At 30.1% G+C, this 18,179-nt stretch carries 16 protein-coding genes, 1 tRNA gene and 1 riboswitch; of the genes, 14 read left to right on the forward strand and 3 right to left on the reverse strand.

Features of this window, described 5'->3' with window-relative positions; translation table 11 throughout:
• Positions 1–3 precede the first annotated feature (3 nt).
• The 4 genes from ACI48Q_RS03840 (at position 4) to ACI48Q_RS03855 (ending at position 3,530) form a co-directional block, all read left to right on the forward strand.
• Positions 4–1,467, forward strand: a complete 1,464-nt coding sequence (locus ACI48Q_RS03840; protein ID WP_474917721.1) for an aminotransferase-like domain-containing protein — start codon at positions 4–6, stop codon at positions 1,465–1,467.
• Between the two features lie 150 nt (positions 1,468–1,617).
• Positions 1,618–2,754 carry an alanine/ornithine racemase family PLP-dependent enzyme gene (locus ACI48Q_RS03845; protein WP_474917722.1) on the forward strand — a complete coding sequence of 379 codons (1,137 nt, stop codon included), beginning with the start codon at positions 1,618–1,620 and terminating at the stop codon, positions 2,752–2,754.
• A gap of 85 nt (positions 2,755–2,839) precedes the next feature.
• Positions 2,840–2,915, forward strand: a tRNA-Lys gene (locus tag ACI48Q_RS03850).
• A gap of 150 nt (positions 2,916–3,065) precedes the next feature.
• Complete coding sequence (locus ACI48Q_RS03855; protein WP_474917723.1) at positions 3,066–3,530, forward strand: pyridoxamine 5'-phosphate oxidase family protein; 465 nt, start codon at positions 3,066–3,068, stop codon at positions 3,528–3,530.
• A gap of 99 nt (positions 3,531–3,629) precedes the next feature.
• On the opposite strand, the gene ACI48Q_RS03860 is transcribed toward ACI48Q_RS03855, so the two are convergent.
• Positions 3,630–5,396 carry a M3 family oligoendopeptidase gene (locus tag ACI48Q_RS03860; RefSeq protein ID WP_474917724.1) on the reverse strand — a complete coding sequence of 589 codons (1,767 nt, stop codon included), beginning with the start codon at positions 5,394–5,396 and terminating at the stop codon, positions 3,630–3,632.
• Positions 5,397–5,680: 284 nt separating this feature from the next.
• Between ACI48Q_RS03860 and ACI48Q_RS03865 the strand changes: the two genes are divergently transcribed.
• From ACI48Q_RS03865 to ACI48Q_RS03875, 3 genes are all read left to right on the forward strand, one after another.
• Positions 5,681–6,286: a histidine phosphatase family protein gene (locus ACI48Q_RS03865; protein ID WP_474917725.1), complete on the forward strand. Its 606-nt coding sequence runs from the start codon at positions 5,681–5,683 to the stop codon at positions 6,284–6,286.
• 137 nt (positions 6,287–6,423) lie between these two features.
• Entirely contained in the window at positions 6,424–7,263 is an 840-nt protein-coding gene (locus ACI48Q_RS03870; RefSeq protein WP_474917726.1) for a class I SAM-dependent methyltransferase, read from the forward strand.
• Positions 7,264–7,457: 194 nt separating this feature from the next.
• Positions 7,458–8,189 carry a Bax inhibitor-1/YccA family protein gene (locus tag ACI48Q_RS03875; RefSeq protein WP_474917727.1) on the forward strand — a complete coding sequence of 244 codons (732 nt, stop codon included), beginning with the start codon at positions 7,458–7,460 and terminating at the stop codon, positions 8,187–8,189.
• 179 nt (positions 8,190–8,368) lie between these two features.
• Here the strand turns inward: ACI48Q_RS03875 and ACI48Q_RS03880 are convergent, their stop codons facing one another.
• Entirely contained in the window at positions 8,369–9,631 is a 1,263-nt protein-coding gene (locus ACI48Q_RS03880) for a methyl-accepting chemotaxis protein (protein ID WP_474917728.1), read from the reverse strand.
• A 261-nt stretch (positions 9,632–9,892) separates the two neighbouring features.
• Here ACI48Q_RS03880 and ACI48Q_RS03885 point away from each other — a divergent pair, with 261 nt between their 5' ends.
• A complete protein-coding gene (locus tag ACI48Q_RS03885; RefSeq protein ID WP_474917729.1) occupies positions 9,893–10,237 on the forward strand; it encodes a cupin domain-containing protein in 345 nt (114 codons plus the stop codon).
• A 149-nt stretch (positions 10,238–10,386) separates the two neighbouring features.
• On the opposite strand, the gene ACI48Q_RS03890 is transcribed toward ACI48Q_RS03885, so the two are convergent.
• Complete coding sequence (locus tag ACI48Q_RS03890; protein WP_474917730.1) at positions 10,387–11,286, reverse strand: AraC family transcriptional regulator; 900 nt, start codon at positions 11,284–11,286, stop codon at positions 10,387–10,389.
• Positions 11,287–11,533: 247 nt separating this feature from the next.
• Positions 11,534–11,697: riboswitch (cobalamin riboswitch) on the forward strand.
• Positions 11,698–11,876: 179 nt separating this feature from the next.
• On the opposite strand from ACI48Q_RS03890, the gene cobT reads away from it, so the two are divergent.
• The 6 genes from cobT (at position 11,877) to ACI48Q_RS03920 (ending at position 18,025) form a co-directional block, all read left to right on the forward strand.
• Positions 11,877–12,953, forward strand: coding sequence for a nicotinate-nucleotide--dimethylbenzimidazole phosphoribosyltransferase (gene cobT, locus ACI48Q_RS03895; RefSeq protein WP_474917731.1), 1,077 nt, complete (start codon positions 11,877–11,879; stop codon positions 12,951–12,953).
• 3 nt (positions 12,954–12,956) lie between these two features.
• Positions 12,957–13,550, forward strand: coding sequence for an alpha-ribazole phosphatase (cobC, locus tag ACI48Q_RS03900; protein ID WP_474917732.1), 594 nt, complete (start codon positions 12,957–12,959; stop codon positions 13,548–13,550).
• Positions 13,551–13,668: 118 nt separating this feature from the next.
• Positions 13,669–14,220, forward strand: a complete 552-nt coding sequence (cobU, locus tag ACI48Q_RS03905; protein WP_474917733.1) for a bifunctional adenosylcobinamide kinase/adenosylcobinamide-phosphate guanylyltransferase — start codon at positions 13,669–13,671, stop codon at positions 14,218–14,220.
• A 7-nt stretch (positions 14,221–14,227) separates the two neighbouring features.
• Positions 14,228–15,043: an adenosylcobinamide-GDP ribazoletransferase gene (gene cobS, locus ACI48Q_RS03910; protein ID WP_474917734.1), complete on the forward strand. Its 816-nt coding sequence runs from the start codon at positions 14,228–14,230 to the stop codon at positions 15,041–15,043.
• Between the two features lie 111 nt (positions 15,044–15,154).
• Positions 15,155–16,018, forward strand: coding sequence for a DegV family protein (locus ACI48Q_RS03915; protein WP_474917735.1), 864 nt, complete (start codon positions 15,155–15,157; stop codon positions 16,016–16,018).
• A gap of 234 nt (positions 16,019–16,252) precedes the next feature.
• Positions 16,253–18,025, forward strand: coding sequence for an aminopeptidase P family protein (locus tag ACI48Q_RS03920; RefSeq protein WP_474917736.1), 1,773 nt, complete (start codon positions 16,253–16,255; stop codon positions 18,023–18,025).
• Positions 18,026–18,179 lie beyond the last annotated feature (154 nt).

Below are 18,179 nucleotides of genomic sequence, written 5' to 3' on the forward strand. Positions count from 1 at the left end.
CATATGATAAATATAGAGTGGAAACCGGATAAAGAGTCATCTAAACCTATATACATTCAAATAATTGAATATTTTAAGAGTAAAATAATTAATGGAGAGTGGCATATAGGAGCTATTATTCCAACTCAAAGAGAATTAGCAAAACTTTTCAATGTGAATAGAAGTACTATAGTTTTTGCTTTAGATGAATTAAAGGCAGAGGGTATATTAGAAGGTAAAGGCAAAGGTGGAACTAAAATAGTTAGTAGCGTATCCCCACTATTGACAAATCTTCAGACTAACTGGAACTCTTACATTGAAGAAGGAATTCATATACCTAATGTTAAAACTATTAAGCAAATAAACATATTAGAGTTTCAAGATAATTTTATTAGATTAAGTACTGGAGAACCTTCTCCTGAATTATTTCCTCAGGAAAAAATGGGGATTGTTTTAAAAGAGGTTTCTAGTGAAATGAATAGTCTAGGTTATGAGGGACCTAACGGAATGCTTTATCTTCGAGAGCAGATAAGTAATTACTTAAAAAAATATGGAATAAATGCATCTCCAGCATCAATACTAATTGTATCAGGAGCTCTTCAAGCCATGCAACTAGTATCTATGGCATTATTACAGCCAGGATCTACAGTGTTATTAGAAGATCCCTCTTACATGTACTCTCTACAGATATTTCAATCTTTAGGTATGAGAAGAAGTGGAATACCTATAGATAAGGAAGGAATTCGAGTAGACTTGATTCCAGATTATATAAAAAAACACGTACCATCAATTTTATATACTATACCTAATTTTCAAAACCCTACATCCATAGTGATGTCAGAAAAAAGAAGAAGAGAATTGGTTAAGATGTGTGAAAGTGAGAAGTTACCTATAATCGAAGATGATGTATATAGAGAGCTTTGGATTGATTCACCTCCTCCTAATCCTATCAAAAGTATAGATGTTAATGGAATAGTATTGCATGTGGGAAGTGTGTCTAAAACTCTAAGTCCAGGACTTAGAATAGGATGGATTGTAGGACCAGAGCCTGTTATAGAGAGATTAGCAGATATTAAGATGCAAACAGATTATGGTTCTAGTTCATTATCACAGTTAACTGTAGGAAAATGGATGGAAACTGGATTGTATGAGGAACATTTAGAATTTTTGAGAAAGCAGCTATATATAAGAAGGAATGTTACCATAGAGACATTAGAAAAATATTTTTCTGACATTGCTACTTGGAGTATTCCAACTGGGGGATATTATGTTTGGATTACATTAAAATTTAAAGTTGGTATGTATAAACTCTTTGATGAAGCATGCAAAATGGGTATATTACTGTATCCTGGATATATATATGCCTCATCTTCCAACTATTCTTTAAGAATATCTTATTCTTATGCAAAAATAAGTGATTTACAAGAGGGATTATATAAATTATCTAAGCTCATAAGAGGAATGTGTAAATATGAAAAGCAACCATAGTTTTATGGTTGCTTTATTTTATGGTTGGGTTCGTTTTATTTAATATGGATGATGAAATAGTGACTGAATTTTCTTATAATTTTATTCAACAAGGGAAATAAAATTACTTTTAAAAACTGTAAACCTTGTATTTAAAAGGGGGATTTTAAGATGCTGCAAGATACTAAATTAGATAATATTAGGAGTAAGGACATAGAAAAAGAAGCTAAATATCCACTGTTAGAAATAAATTTGAAAAAAATATATGAAAACACAAAATATATGGTTGAGTTATGTGATGGAGTGGGAATTAGTGTAGCAGGAGTAGTGAAGGGATTTAACGCATTACCAGAAGTAGTAGAACAAATGGTGAATGCAGGATGTAAATACATAGCAACATCAAGAATGAATCAAATTAAAGAATTAAGAGAACAAAAGGTAGATAAGCCTATTATGCTTGTACGTATACCTATGTGCAGCGAAATAGATGAGTTAGTAGAATATGTTGATATAAGTTTAAATTCAGAATTAGAAATTTTAGATAAAATTCAAAAACAATGTAGTATTGTAGATAAATCGCATAAGGTAATATTGATGATAGATCTGGGAGACTTAAGAGAAGGAGTTATGGATGAAAAAGAATTTATAAATTTAGCATTATACGTTGAGAATAATTTACCAAACGTCCAATTATATGGAATAGGAACAAATCTAGGATGTTATGGATCTATTAAGCCTAGTGAAGCAAATTTAGGTAGATTATGTGATATAGCAGAAAGAATTGAAGAACTTATAGGAAGAGATCTAGATGTGATTTCAGGAGGAGCAACTTCATCTATACCATTAATAATTGATGGAGTTATACCAAAGAAAATCAATAATTTAAGGTTAGGAGAAGGAATACTTTTAGCTAAAGATTTAGATGAGTTTTGGGGATATGATATGAGTCCGTTAAGTCAAGATGCTTTTCTTCTTAAAGCTGAAGTTGTAGAGATTAAAGATAAGCCTTCATATCCAATTGGAGAAATATTTATTGATGCCTTTGGAAATAAGCCAACTTATACAGATAGAGGAGTGCGTAAGAGGGCTATATTAGGAGTTGGAAAGCAAGATGTAGTATTTTATGATACCTTAATGCCTAGGGATAAAGATATAGAAATAATAGGAGCTAGTAGCGACCATTTAATTATAGATATAGAGGATTGTTCGAAAGATTATAATATTGGAGATGTTATAACATTTGAATTATATTATCCTCACATGCTTTACTTAAGTGGAGCAAGCTGGATTAATAAAGTATATCAATAAATATGAAGTTAACTATTGGGTTTTGTAATAACAATTTACAGATTGTCGAATTCGTACTATAATAATTTTTGTAGACAAAACCTATGTGTCATTAGCTCAGTTGGTAGAGCACCTGACTCTTAATCAGGGGGTCCAGGGTTCGAACCCCTGATGGCGCACCAAAAATCTTAATACTATTTAGAGTATTAAGATTTTTTTTGTGGAAATATGTAATAAAATAACTTATAATATAAATTAATACATGAATTATGCATAAAGATACATAATTCTATAGAAATATTTAAAATATTATTTTTAAAGGGAGTGATATAATGTTTAAGGAAATAAGACGACAGGATAGAAAAATAGATAGAAAAGAAGCTACAAAAATATTAGAGAAGGGTGAATATGGAGTATTATCCACAGTGAATCAGGATGGATATTCTTATGGAGTACCACTTAGTTATACATATTTAGAGAATTGTATCTATTTTCATTCTGCACTAGAAGGTCACAAGTTAAGTAATATAAAAAATAATAATAAAGTATCTTTTTGTGTAGTTGGTGATGTGAATACGCTACCTGATAAATTTAGCACAGATTATGAAAGTGTTATAGTGTTTGGAATAGCAGAAGAGATAGATGGAGAAGAAAAAACTAGAGCTTTAACAGCGATGGTTGATAAATATTCTAAGGATTATTTAAAAGAAGGAGAAGAGTATATAAATAGAGGCAGTAATAGGACAAAAGTAGTTAAAATATCTATTGAAAACATCACTGGAAAGAGTAGAAAATAGTAATATTATAAAAATATTCTATATAAAACCGTAGAGTTGCACATAAGGATGCTATTCTACGGTTTTTGGTATAAATAAATGATTAAATTAGATATTAAACTAGAGATTTAAAAAGACTTCAATATCATCTTCTATAGTTTTTAATGAATTTCTCCAGAAATCTATAGAAGTTATATCTATATTCATAATTTTAGTTACATCACTAATTTTATTTTTACCTGTAACTGAAAGAAGTTTTTTATAATCTTCTGCAAAACTATTTTCTCTTTTTAAATATTCAGCATATAATCCTTTAGCAAAGAGAAGTCCAAAGGCATATGGGAAATTATAAAAATTAGAATCAGCAGAGTAATAGTGAGGTTTACATGCCCACATATAGGGATGAAGATAATTAGGGTCTAATCCATCTCCATATGCATTTTTTTGAGCATTTACCATTATTTCTTTAAGTTCTTCTACACTTAAGGCACTTTCTTTTCTTTTCTCAAATAATTCACTTTCAAATAAAAATCTACTATATATATCCACAATAACTTGTGTGCTATCACTGATTTCACTTTCAAGTATAGAAAAAGCCTCTTCTTTCGTAGCATTTTTAATAGCAGCTTTCTTTACTATAGTTTCACAAAAAGTAGAAGCAGTTTCGGCAATAGGCATAGGATAGTCACTATTTAATATGCTCTCATGGTTAAGACAATATCCATGATATCCATGGCCTAATTCATGAGCTAAGGTCACTACATCACTAAAGGTTCCTCCATAGTTTAATAAAAATCTACTTTCTCCAATAAAGTGAAGATTAGCACAGAAGGCTCCTCCAACTTTCCCCTCTTTAGGCATTACATCTATCCAAGCTTTCTCCATGGCAGTCTTTGCGAAGGTAGCTAATTCACCACTAAAGGTTTTAAAGTTATCAATTACAAATTCACATCCATTTTCATAAGGAAAATTCATATCAGCATTTCCCATAGGAGCAAATAAATCATAAAAAGGTAATCCATCTTTATGACCTAAAAGTTCAGCTTTTTTTCTTAAGTATTTTCTGAAAGTAGGCATACTTTCTTTCATGGCCTCAAGCATAGCATTTAATGTCATATTATCCATTCTAGAATTTATAAGAGTTTCTTCTAGAGGAGAACTATAACCTCGTATTTCTGACACAGTAAGAACTTCACCTTTTATACCATTAAGACTTGCAGCTACACCATCTTCTATTTTCTTATAACTTTCAAGTTCAGCGTCGTAAGCAGCTTTTCTAAGTATACTATCCTTTTCATAAGCCATATTCCTAATCATAGAAAGAGGAAGCAATTTTTTCTCTCCATTAATCTCCATGTCCACCATTAGGCTGGAGGTCAATACATCTGTAAGCTTACTCCAAGCATTTGAACCAGTATTCTTCATTTTTGCCATTAATGCTTCTTCTTTGTCGCTTAACATATACTTAGCTTTTTCAGCTTTTTCTAAAAGAAAAAATTCATGGTGTTTTAAAGTTTCAGAGTCATTAATATAATTTGTCAAATTATCTAATTTGCCAATCCACTTAGTAGCTTTTGCATCACTTTCAGCTAGTTTACTGAATTTGATATCTAATATATCACTATATTTTAAAGCAACAGAGTTTTTAGTATCTACACTTAGTGTTAAATTGATCATGGCTCCTAGTTTGCTAAAATAGGTAAGTAAATCCTTCTGAAATTGGATGAATTTTTCTAATAACACCACAGAGTTTTCATGACTAAGCATTGTAGAGTTAGTCCAGTGAATATAATTTTCAATAGTGTCATCTAGAGCCTGCATATCACTTTTAAAAGCGCTGCATTGAAAGGATGGATACAACTCCTTAAGACTCCAATTAAGTTCCATAGTATCAACTCCATATCATATAAATTTTACTTTATAGTAGTAATTTGTTTTATTTAAATTATACCATATAATAGAATTATTTATTGTTGTAATCCAAATATTAGAATAACATTAAAGTATATGGTAGAATAAGTTATAAGTTTAATATCATGTAAAACAGCCTACTTTAATAGGGGAGATATTATGGATAAATTTATTTTAAAATAGGATATTTAGAGGTAAAGGAAAATAAATAATATAGAGAAAGCTTTAATTAATTATAAAGTACTAAGGAGAGAGAAATAATGAGACTATATATTGTAAGACATGGAGAGACACAATGGAATAAAGAAGGAAGAATGCAGGGATGGAAAAATTCAAACTTAAGTGAAAAGGGTATAGAAAATGCGAAAAAGTTAGGACTGAGACTTAAGGATGTTAACTTTGAACATGTGTATTGCAGCCCTTTAGGACGAGCAGTGGAAACAGTTAATTGCATTCTAGGAGAAAAAAACACTGAAATAATATTAAATGATAATTTAAGAGAAATGAGCTTTGGAATATGGGAAGGTATGAAGCATGACGAGGTAGAAGAATTATATCCAGAGCAGAAATATAATATTTGGAATAAACCAGAGTTATATAAACCTATGGAAGGAGAAGATTTTCATCAAGTTGTGGAGAGGGCTGAGAAATTTTTAAAGGATATTGTAAAAAATAAATCAGGAGAAAATATTCTAATAGTCTCTCACGCCATACTTATTAAAGCTATATATGCGGTGATTAAAAATTATGATATTAAGGAATTTTGGAATCCACCATTTATGCAAGATACATGTTTAAATGTAGTGGAGGTAGAAGGAGATAAATTCAACATTATTTTAGAGGGGGATACTTCGCATCTTAAATAAATTAATATGGAGTAAATAATAGTATATAGTGTTTATCAGGATTTATAGGTTTCATTAAGTTATTTGCAATAATGTCTTAATATGATTTTAAATTATCTTAGGAAGTAGCTAAATTAAAAATCAAGGGGTAGATTAATTTGAACAAAAATAATTCCAAACAAAAAGTTATAAATATATGGGACAAGGTAGCCCTTAATTTTGGGCAAGTAGGGCCTAAGTATTGGGAGTGCTTTGGAAATAAATTAGTTAAGTATTCAAATATTAAAGAGAAGGCTAGAGTATTAGATATTGGAATGGGAAGAGGAGCATCATTATTTCCAGCAGCCACTAAGTCTGGGGGATATGGACAAGTTATAGGCATTGATATATCAGAAAATATGGTTAGAGAAACTAAAAGGGAAATAACGAAAAAAAGTGTAACTAATGTTAAAGTTATGACCATGGATGCCGAAGAATTACAATTTGAAGATGAAGCTTTCGATAATATAATTTGTGGCTTTAGTATTGGATGTTTATTGTTTAGTGATAGTAAGTTAGGAGAAGTATCAAGAACACTTAAAGTGGGTGGCGAGTTCGGATGTAGCATATGGGGAGTGCAACCTGATCAAAAGTGGTTAGTAGAGCTCACAAATAAATATTTACCAACACCAGAAGTTAAAAAACCACAGCTTAAAAAATCGGAGGAGATTAAATTTAGCACAGGAGAAGATATAAAAAATATATTAAAGGGCTCGGGCTTTGTAAATATTAGAGTATATGAAGAGTCACCACAGGTTATATATAAGGATAAAAATGAATGGTGGGAAGAAATGTGGTGTAATGCAGTAAGAGGAACCTTTGAAGCAATAGAAAATTTAGGAGAAGATGTATTTAATAATTTTAAAGCAGAGGTTTTTAAGAGACTTGAAGATTATGCAGATTACAGAGGCATTTCTTTTACAATGCCAGTGATATACGCTTTTGGAGAAAAATATTAGAAAGAAGTTTTATTAATCAACTTAATAGTTAAATCGAAATCATAAAATAGATGTATATAATAATTAAATAGGTATATAATTACTAATAACTAATGAAAAATTATTAAATTTATATAAATAATTTAAGGACATGCTTAAAAACAATAGATAAAGTAATATAATTAATATAATTATTTTTAGAAAGGAGAAGACATATGGCTCAAAAAAACGGTTTTTTAAAAAAAGGATTTGAAAATATAGGAGACTATAGTAACAGTTCAGCTATGACGATAGTTGGAACATCAGTTAAAACAATATTCTTAGTAATTATAACAATTATATCTTCTGCATTGACTTGGAACCTATTACTAGTAGGAAATGATTATTGGGCTACAAAATTAGTTATTATAGGAGCTTTAGCTTCATTGGTTTTAGCTTTAGTTACAACTTTTGTACCTAGAATAGCTCTTATTACATCAATATTATATGCTATAACAGAAGGTTTAGTTGTTGGAAGCATATCCTATGTAGCAGACATGTGGTATCCAGGCGTGGTGCTACCTGCAATAATGCTTACTATGGCAACTGCAATTTCAGTGGCAATGATATATAGGTCTTTAGGTGGAGTAAGTATGAAGCTTAGAAGAATTATAATAGTAGCCACTGCAGCAGTAGGTATTGTTTATTTAATTACTTTTATACTTTCTTTATTTGGAGTGTTTGTACCATACATACATTCAGGTGGACCAATAGGTATTGGAGTATCACTTTTATTAGTATTTGTAGCATCCTCAAATCTGCTTTTAGATTTCGACTTTATAAAAAATGCTTCGAATTATGGTGCCCCAAAATATATGGAATGGTATGGAGCTTTTTCAACTTTAGTAACATTAATATGGATGTATCTTGAGATATTAAGATTACTGCAAAAGATTAGAGATAATTAATGTCTATAATGTAGATAAATGATTAAAAGATGTGACTATGTCTTAATACAGAGCTCATGATAAAACATATATTATTAATATAAAGTGGAAATGTAAATAAAAAAGATCTGATTTTAAATTTTGAATCAGATCTTTTTTATTATATAGAAAGAATATCTTAAATAGTATATTTTGCGTGTTTAAATTTTATACTTAGATAATAGGTTATCCAGCTTGTCTACTAATGAATTTAAAGTAGTAGTAGTATTTTTCATGTCTTCCATGGATGAGCGTTGAGTTTCAGTAGTGCTTGCTACTTCTTCAGTGCAAGCAGCAGTGGTTTCTGCTACTTCTGCTATATTTTGTATAACATTAAGTACAGCTTCTTTATCTTCATTAATTTTAACTATTGATTCATAGGCAAGATTAATTTTAACTAAGATAAAAGATATAGCAGAAGTAATGTCTTTAAAAGAACTATCAGTATTATCCACTGCATTAGTTTGTTCATCAGTAGCTTTATTCATGGCACTCATAGCAGATGATGCCTGTAATGATTCCGCTATTATAGTTTCCACTAATGTTTTTATTTCTTCTGTAGACTTTCTGCTTTCATCTGCTAATTTTCTAATTTCATCAGCAACTACGCCAAATCCTTTGCCAGCATCTCCAGCACGAGCAGCTTCTATAGCTGCATTAAGAGCAAGTAAATTAGTTTGATCAGCAATATTCTCTATAGAATCTACAAATACAGAAATATCTTTGATTTTATTTGTAAGATTATCTACAGCAATAGAAATTTGTTCAGTAGATTTAACTGTATCTTCAGTTTTATTACGAAGAAAATCTAAAGACGCACTTCCAGTTTTACTCAAATCATTTATTTTAGTAGTTTCAGCTACAATAACATTAGAGCTACTATGTAGAGTTTCTATTTCAGAAGATAGTGCTTCAATAAGCGACTCGCAAGCATTACTTTGAGAAGATTGGTCCATAGCACCTAAGGATATATCTTCAATAGTTTTAGAGATATGTTCCATCACTATTAAAGATTCATCAGCAGTTTTATGAACTTGTTTAGTTGAAGATATAATAGTTTTACCTATGGAAAAAGAATGTTCAATGAGTTCTTTAAAGTTAGAAAGTATTTCGCTGGTAGAGTCAATTAGCTTATCAAAGGTTTTATTAGATTTATGATCTTTTAATTTAATGAGTGATGTAAAATCTCCTTTTTTAATATCTTCAATTTCTGTAGTGAATTTTTGGGAAAGATTTTTTATAGGTAGCATAATTATTAGATTAGTAACTATTAGCAAGGCAGCAAAAATTAAAGTAATTATAAAACTAATACTCCAATTTTTAAGAACTAAATTCGTTAATAATAAAAATACTGCACATAATACAGAAAATAATAATATATAAGATTTCAACATCTTAATTAAAGTATGTTTAAAATTATCCATTTAATACAATCCTTTCTATGATTATAATAATTTTCATATTATTATAACATATAAATTCTGTAATATGGAGTGTATATCTTGAAAATCTTGTGATAAGGCCAGTGAAATTTTAATATGAGAACTATTGAGCAGCTTATAATAAATACAAATAATTTTAAGAGTGCTATAGATAATAAAGAAAAGTATAACATAGTATCCATTTAGTAAAGAAACAATAGTAAAGAGTATTTAAATACTTTTATATTAGAGGAGGAACTTACAATGGATAAAAATCAAAAACATCTATTAGATGGTAGCTTAGTACAATACAATGATACAGCAGTGCCAAAGATGCCTGTATTTGCAGGAAATGATATGACCTCAGAAGTTTACTATTTTAAACCAGGCCAAATATTAAAGATACATAGACATCCAAGTGGTGAACAAATTTTCTTTTTCTTAAAGGGGAATGGGAAAATGAAATCAGGAGAAGAAATTTCTGATGTAAATGTGGGAAGTACAGTTTTTGTGCCTACTGGAGAATGGCATGAAATTATAAATGGTGATAATGAGGAAATGGTAGCTGTTCAAGTGACAAAGATTGGAGCAGGAGCAGAATATAAATAAGTTACGAAGTAATTTATTTAGGTAAGGACAACCATAGGTTGCTCCTTACATGTCACAAAGTGACGCCTTACCACGAACGCAGTGAGTATTTACCTATGCCTACGGCGCCTTTACCTAAAATAAAATGCTTCACATTTCATTTATAAATTCTATTTTCTTAATTTTATAGGGATATATATTTCCATGGTAACTTTTTCGTATTCCCATGGATGGCAATGTTCATCGTAGTATTCAAAATCAAATTTATCATCATCAATTTCATATTGAGAATTAGGAAACCATTCTTCTAAAATATACTTCCAAGTACCTTGTATAGAGTCTACGAAATCTTTATCATCTACAGGTGGAGTGGTAAATACAGCATAGGTTGCAATTGGAACTTCTAATTTATACATATCTTCAGTAGCTAAATCGAAATTATCTACAGCCACAGATAATAAGCAAGAAAAATCATCTGTATCTACATTGGTATTAATACAAATACAATATTCACCATGCTTTGGCGGATTCAAAACAGTATAAAGCTTATCTTCCCAATTAGTATCAAGTCCTCTTTGAGACCAAAAGGCAGGGATATCTCTTGTGTGAAGTATATTTTTAAGATTATTTTTAATTTCATAGCCAACAACTTTAAAAGCGGGCTTCTCAATTATTTTAGGTTGCATTATAATACCTCCAGTTTTATTTATTTTAGATTTATATAAATTTATTTTTGGTGGTAAACCCTTTGGGGCATGTATCCTATAGATACTTGGTGGATAACCAAAAGAACGTTTAAAAGCTTTTGTGAAACCAGCATGGGTATCAAAGCCATAATTCATAGCAACATCAATTATTTTATATCCCTGATTAAGTTCCAATAAGGCAAATTGAAGTTTTCTCTGGGTTATATATTCCATTACTGATAAACCTATAAAACTACTAAATATTTTGTAGTAGTGATAGGTTGAGAAACCAGCAATTTTTGCCAAGGAACCTACAGTTATTTCTTCTTTTATATTTTCATCAATGTAATCTATGGTTTTTTGAATTAATTCTATATAATCCATATTGATACCCCCTTAATTTTATTTACCTAGGACAATAATATAATATCATACCATATACAAAAGTTATTTCTTATCCTATTTTGTTATGTTTATAGACCTATGTCATCTTAAAACATAAAAAATAAGCAACTTGAATATAATTCTATTGTAATATATAATTTACAAGGTAGATAATTAAATAAGAATTAGTTTTATGGTACTCTTTAGAGTATAAAGCCATATATAGTAAAATCTTTATGAAGATTGTGAAAAAGTTTTATTTTATGGTTGAATAGGGAAAGTGGTGAAAATCCACTACAGCCCCCGCTACTGTATACGGATGTAGAGCCTTAACCACTGATATATTTTTGTTGGGAAGGATAAGCTTTTAAGGCCGTTAGTCAGGAGACCTGCCTGAAGCTATGCTTATACCACGGAGGGATGGTAGATGGCAGAATGATTTAAATAAAGATTATATTTAGTGTATAAATTATTCTTGTAACACCCTTCCTTAGGAAGGGTGTTTTCAATTTATGGAAGCACCCCTGGGGTCATTCCATAAATTGGAACGACCCCAGGAGTAGATACAAATTTTGGATGGAGGAAATGATATGGGTTTATTAGAGCAGACATTAGAAAATATTTCAGTATTAGATAAAGAGGCTATGATTGAAGGAAAGCGAGTATTAAACAATCTTTGTAAGCCTATTGGTAGCCTTGGTACATTAGAAGATTTAGTTGTTAAGCTTTATGGTATAAGAGGTAATGAGGTTAAGTGTATAAATAAGAAAAACATAGTTATAATGTGTAGTGATAATGGTATCATTGAAGAGGGGATATCGTCTTGTCCTAAGGAAGTTACATCTACTGTTACAGAAAATTTTATCAAAGGAACCACGGGAGTTTGTAACTTAAGTAAGTTTTATAATACTGATCTCACAGTGGTGGATATTGGAGTAGATAAAGACTTTGACGTTGAAGGTATAATAAATAAAAAAATTAATTATGGAACTAAGAATATGGCAAAGGGACCAGCTATGTCAAGGGAAGAGGCTATAAAAGCAATAGAGGTTGGAATCGAAATTGTTAGTGAGCTAGTAAAGAAAGGTTATGACTTAATTGGAACTGGTGAGATGGGAGTTGGCAACACTACTACTTCTGCAACAGTTATATGTGCTTTAACAGATTTAGAAAGTGATTTAATAGTTGGAAAAGGTTCAGGATTGACAGAGGAAGCTCTAGAAAATAAAAGAAGAATAGTGAAAAAAGTTTTAGACATTAATTCTCCAAATAAGGATGATGTAATAGATGTAATCAGTAAGGTAGGTGGACTTGATATAGCTGGACTTTGTGGTGTGTTTTTAGGAGGAGCTGCACATAGAGTACCAATAGTTATAGATGGGTTAATTTCTTCTGCAGCAGCTCTTTGTGCTTTCAAATTATGTGAGAAAGCTAGAGATTTTATGATTGCTTCACACCTATCTAAGGAACCAGGGTCAGAATACGTACTGCAGAAGCTAGGACTAAAACCTATGCTTAATTTAGGAATGAGATTAGGCGAAGGAACAGGATGCCCTATAGCATTTAGTATAATAGAGAGTGCATTATTTACAGCACATAATATGGGGTCATTTGAAAGTTCAGGAGTAGTAAAGGATGATTATATAAATTTATGGGAAGAGGAGTAAATGATGAATATTTACTTAGTAAGACATGGAGAAACAGAAGAAAATATAAAAAGAACCTATTATGGAGCCATTGATTGCAAACTTACACATAAAGGAGAAGAACAGGGGAATTTACTAGGTAAAAAATTAGAGAGCATGAAATTTCAACGGGTCTTTTGTAGTGAAAAGCAAAGGGCAAAAGATACCTTAGAACATATATATAATGGAAGGGATTTATTCATAGATAAGAGATTAAATGAAAGAGATTTTGGAGATTTTGAAGGGAAAACTTTTAATGAACTACAGGAAGCATATAAAGAAGAGTATGAAATGTGGACTAGAGATTGGAAATTACATAATCCTCCTAAGGGAGAGAGTTTTATTGAATTTTATGAGAGAGTAGTAAGTTTTATGAAGGAGCTAGAAAATCAGGAAAAAGAATTGGAAAATATACTTATTGCCACCCATGGAGGGGTAATTAGAGCAATGTATTGCTACATTTTAGATGGAAACTTAGATAATTACTGGAGGTTTTCATCACGTAATGGTGATTTATCAATTATTAAATTAGAGCATGGATATTTTTATATTGATAGTATTATTCCATTAGAAATATAGAATGTGTTAAGTCATAAATTTAGTTTTACTACTAGAGAGATTGTATTTTATAAGAGTTGAAGGTATCCTTTAAAACAACTGTAAAAAATACAAGAATATAAAATAAGGAGGAGTTAATATGAGTAAGGTTACTTTGGTTACTGGTGGAAGTAGAAGTGGAAAAAGTACCTTTGGAGAAAGTCTTTATAAGGGAATTGATGATGTATTATATGTTGCTACAGCTATAGTTACAGATGAGGAAATGGCACATAGAATTCAAAAACATAAAGATAGTAGAAATCAAAATTGGAAGACTTTAGAGGGATATGAAAATTTACACGAAAAAATAAAAAACTATAAGGAAAAAAATATATTCTTAGATTGTGTAACTATAATGAGTACAAACTTAATGTTTGATAAATATTGGGACTATGATAAGGTTAGTGATGAAGAAGTGGATAGGGTTTGTACATATATAAAGGAACAATTTACTCTGCTTATAAATACATGTAGAAGTTTAAATAAGGAGCTGGTGCTCATAACTAATGAAGTAGGATGGGGATTGGTTCCAGAATCAAGACTTTCTAGAGTTTTTAGAGATATGCAAGGATTTATAAATCAACATGTAGGAAGCTTGAGCGATGAAGTGTATTTAGTGTGTTGCGGATGCCCTATGAAGATGAAAGGATAGATAGAAAATGAATATAGCAATAAATATAGGAATTATTGTAGGTATTATAGTAGCTGGAGCCATAGGAAGAGGAAAGATGTTATTTAATGATTTTTTACTGGTCTTTCAATTTATAACTAGACTCCCAGTGAATATATCACTTAAATGTGAGCAAGATAATTTTAAAAAGGGGACCTTATATTTTTCAGTGGTAGGAGCTATTATTGGAGCTTTAGAGTATTTAGTTTTTATGGGTAGCTATCAGATTCTGCCATTACCTATAGCTGCAGTGCTAACAGTATTAAGTGGAATATTTATTACGGGAGGGCTTCATATGGATGGACTTGGAGATACCTGTGATGGATTTTTTGCATTTAAAGGTAAAGATCGAATTATAGAAATAATGAAGGATAGTAGAGTAGGAACCTTTGGAGTTATTGCACTAATTATGGAAATAATATTTAAAATAGTAGGAATATATTATTTAGGAACTAAAGATTTAGCTTATATGATAATAGTTGTACCATGTATTAGTAGGCTATCATTAGTGTATTTAAGCCTAATAGGTAAGACTGCTAAAAAGAATGGCACAGGAAATCTTTTTATCGGAAATACTAATATTATATATTTCATTGGAGGTATTATATTAACAGTAGCCATAGGGAATTTGTTTTTTTCAATAGAAACCATACTGTTATTAATAGTAGCAGCAATGGTGATTTCGTCTATATTTAATATATACTGTGTAAGGAGAATCGGTGGACTATCAGGGGATACATTGGGAGCTAATAATGAAATTATAGAAATAGCATTATTTTTAATTTTATGTAGTACAATATTTTAATAAATGTAATTAACATAAAATTTATATAAATAAAATAGTATTTTAAAGTATAATAGTTGTTATAATTTGAATTATATGAAATATCTATAAAATAAATTTGGAGGTGTAAAAGTGGGTATTAAGATAATTACAGATAGTACCAGTTATATACCTGTGGAGATAAAAAGTCAATATGATATTACAGAAGTACCTTTAAGTGTTATATTAGAGAATAATAGTTATAAAGAAACAGAAATAGACAATAAGTTTTTTTATAGAAAAGTTGAAACGCTAGATAGTATTCCAACTTCTTCTCAGCCAAGTGTAGCAGATTTATATGAGGTTTTTGAAAATCAAATAAAAGAAGGCCATGATGTAATAGGAATTTTTATATCTTCAGATATGAGTGGAACTTATTCTAGTGCTAATACGGTTATAAAGGAAATGTTATTAGAAAAATATCCAAAGGCAAAGATAGAGATGATAGATTCTCAAACTAATTGTATGCAAATGGGATACTGTGTTATAGAAACAGCTAAGGCTGCACAAGAAGGTAATTCTTTTGAAGATGTGGTTCATATAGCTAATAATATGATAAAAAAAAGTAGATTTTTATTTATACCAAGCACTTTAGAGTATTTAAAAAAAGGTGGAAGAATAGGAAGTGCTGCCGCGTTATTAGGAAAAGTGCTTCAAATAGTACCAATACTAACTGTAGAGAATGGAAAAACTACTGTATATGAGAAGGTAAGAACAAAACAAAGAGCTATAAATAAAATGATAGATAAGACTTATGAGGATATAAAATTAAAAGGACTAGGACAAATAATAATACATCATATCAATTGTGAAGAAGAGGGAAGAGTTTTAGCTAATAAAGTTAAGGAACTCTTAAATGTGGAAATTTTAATACAAGATATAGGACCAGTAATAGGTGCTCATGTAGGTCCAGGAGCAATAGGGATAGCCTATTATACACAAGAAAATTTAAGATAATACTAATCATACAAATACAAAGCTTATAATTGTATACAATTACCTGTCATTATTATCAGTAATATTCTTTTAGATTCCAATATTTTAGGCTAAGCCTACTAGACTTATTTCGGGAAACCATAATGTGGAAATTACCTAAGTTTTGTTTGTACAGAACTTAGGTAATAAGGAGTGTATTTTAAAATATAAAATTCACATATTAAGATTATAATGCTGAACTAAAGGAGTGGTAATATGAACATTAATAAAAAATTACAAAACTTAAGAGAAATAATGGGAAATAAGGGAATAGATATATTTATTATCCCTAGTGCTGACAATCATGGAAGTGAATATGTAAGTGAATACTTTAGAGTAAGAGAATGGATTTCTGGCTTTACGGGTTCAGCAGGTACTGTAATTGTGACTTTAAAAGAAGCTCATCTTTGGACAGATGGAAGATATTTTTTACAGGCAGAACAGCAACTTAAAGGAACGGAATATATACTTGAAAAAATGGGTGAGCCAGGAGTTAAAAATCCAACTCAATGGATCTTAGACACTGTTAAAGATGGTGAAACTATAGCATTTAATGGAAAAGTATTTACAGTGTCAGAGTTAGCTAAATTAGAAGACACTTTAAAAAATAGGAGAGTTAATATAAAGTCAGAAGAAGATATTATTGATGAAATATGGAAAGATAGACCATCAATGCCTAAAGGAAATCTATTTATACATGAATTAAAATATACGGGTAAATCTGCATCAGAGAAAATTAAAGAAGTCAGATCAATAATGAAAAATGAGAAAATAGATAATTTCTTATTGGCATCCCTAGATGATATTGCATGGACTTTAAATCTGAGAGGGCAGGATGTGCCTTGTAATCCTGTATTTTTAAGCTATTTATTAATAGAGAAAGAAAATGTAACATTATATATTGATATGGATAAAATAACTTCATCTATAGAAGAGATATTGAAGGAAGCTAATGTTCAAGTCAAGAGCTATGATGAGGTGGTTTTAGATGTTGAGAAGTTAAATGAGAATATAACTTATGATGCTACTAAGACTAACGTTTGGCTTAAAAAAGCTATACCACAAGGTGTAAAAGTTGTTGAAAGAAGAAATATAACTACAGAGTTAAAGGCTAAAAAGAATAGAATTGAACTTGAAAATATTGAGAATTGCCAAGTTAAAGATGGAGTTGCTATGGTTAAATTCTTAAAATGGCTTAAGGAAGCTATAAAAACTGAAGAACTTACTGAAATAAGTGTATCAGATAAGTTAAGAGAGTTTAGAGAACTAGGAGAAGGCTTTATAGATATAAGCTTTGATAGTATTTCAGGTTATGGACCAAACGGAGCCATAGTACATTATAAAGCTTCAAAGGAAAATCAAGCGAAACTTCAAAATAGAGGATTATATCTAATAGACTCAGGTGCTCAATATCTAGATGGAACTACAGATATTACAAGAACTATAGTTGTTGGTGAATTAACAGAGGAAGAAAAGACCGATTATACTTTAGTATTGAAAGGAAACTTAAACTTATCTTCAGCAGTTTTCCTATATGGAACTCCAGGATGTAGTCTAGATATTTTAGCAAGAAGACCTCTTTGGAACAGAGGATTAGATTATAAACATGGAACAGGTCATGGAGTTGGATATTTATTAAATGTTCACGAAGGTCCGCATGGAATTAGAAGAGAATTAAATAATGTAATTTTAGAAGAAGGTATGATAATATCTAATGAACCTGGAATATACAGAGCGGGTAAACATGGTATAAGATTAGAGAATCTTGTGGCAGTTCAAGCCAAAGAAGAGAATGAATATGGTAAATTTATGGAGTTTAAGGTGTTAACTTATTGCCCATTTGATTTAGATGCTATAGATTTAAATTTTTTAAATGAAGAAGAAAAGCAGTGGCTAAATGATTATCATAAAACTGTATTTGAGAAACTACAAGGAAGTTTAAATGGAGAAGAAAAAGATTGGCTTAAAAATGCAACAAGAATGGTTTAAACAATAGATTTTGACTATGATTTAAATAAATATTTGAATCATAGTCATTTTTTATGATTTTACATATTTAAAAGGAATTCTTCACATAATACTATCAACTTAATTGTGCATAAGAAAATTCAAAGTCTATTAGGTTAGTAGGTTTGCTTCACAA

The sequence above is a fragment of the Clostridium sp. LXY-7 genome (assembly GCF_056172015.1).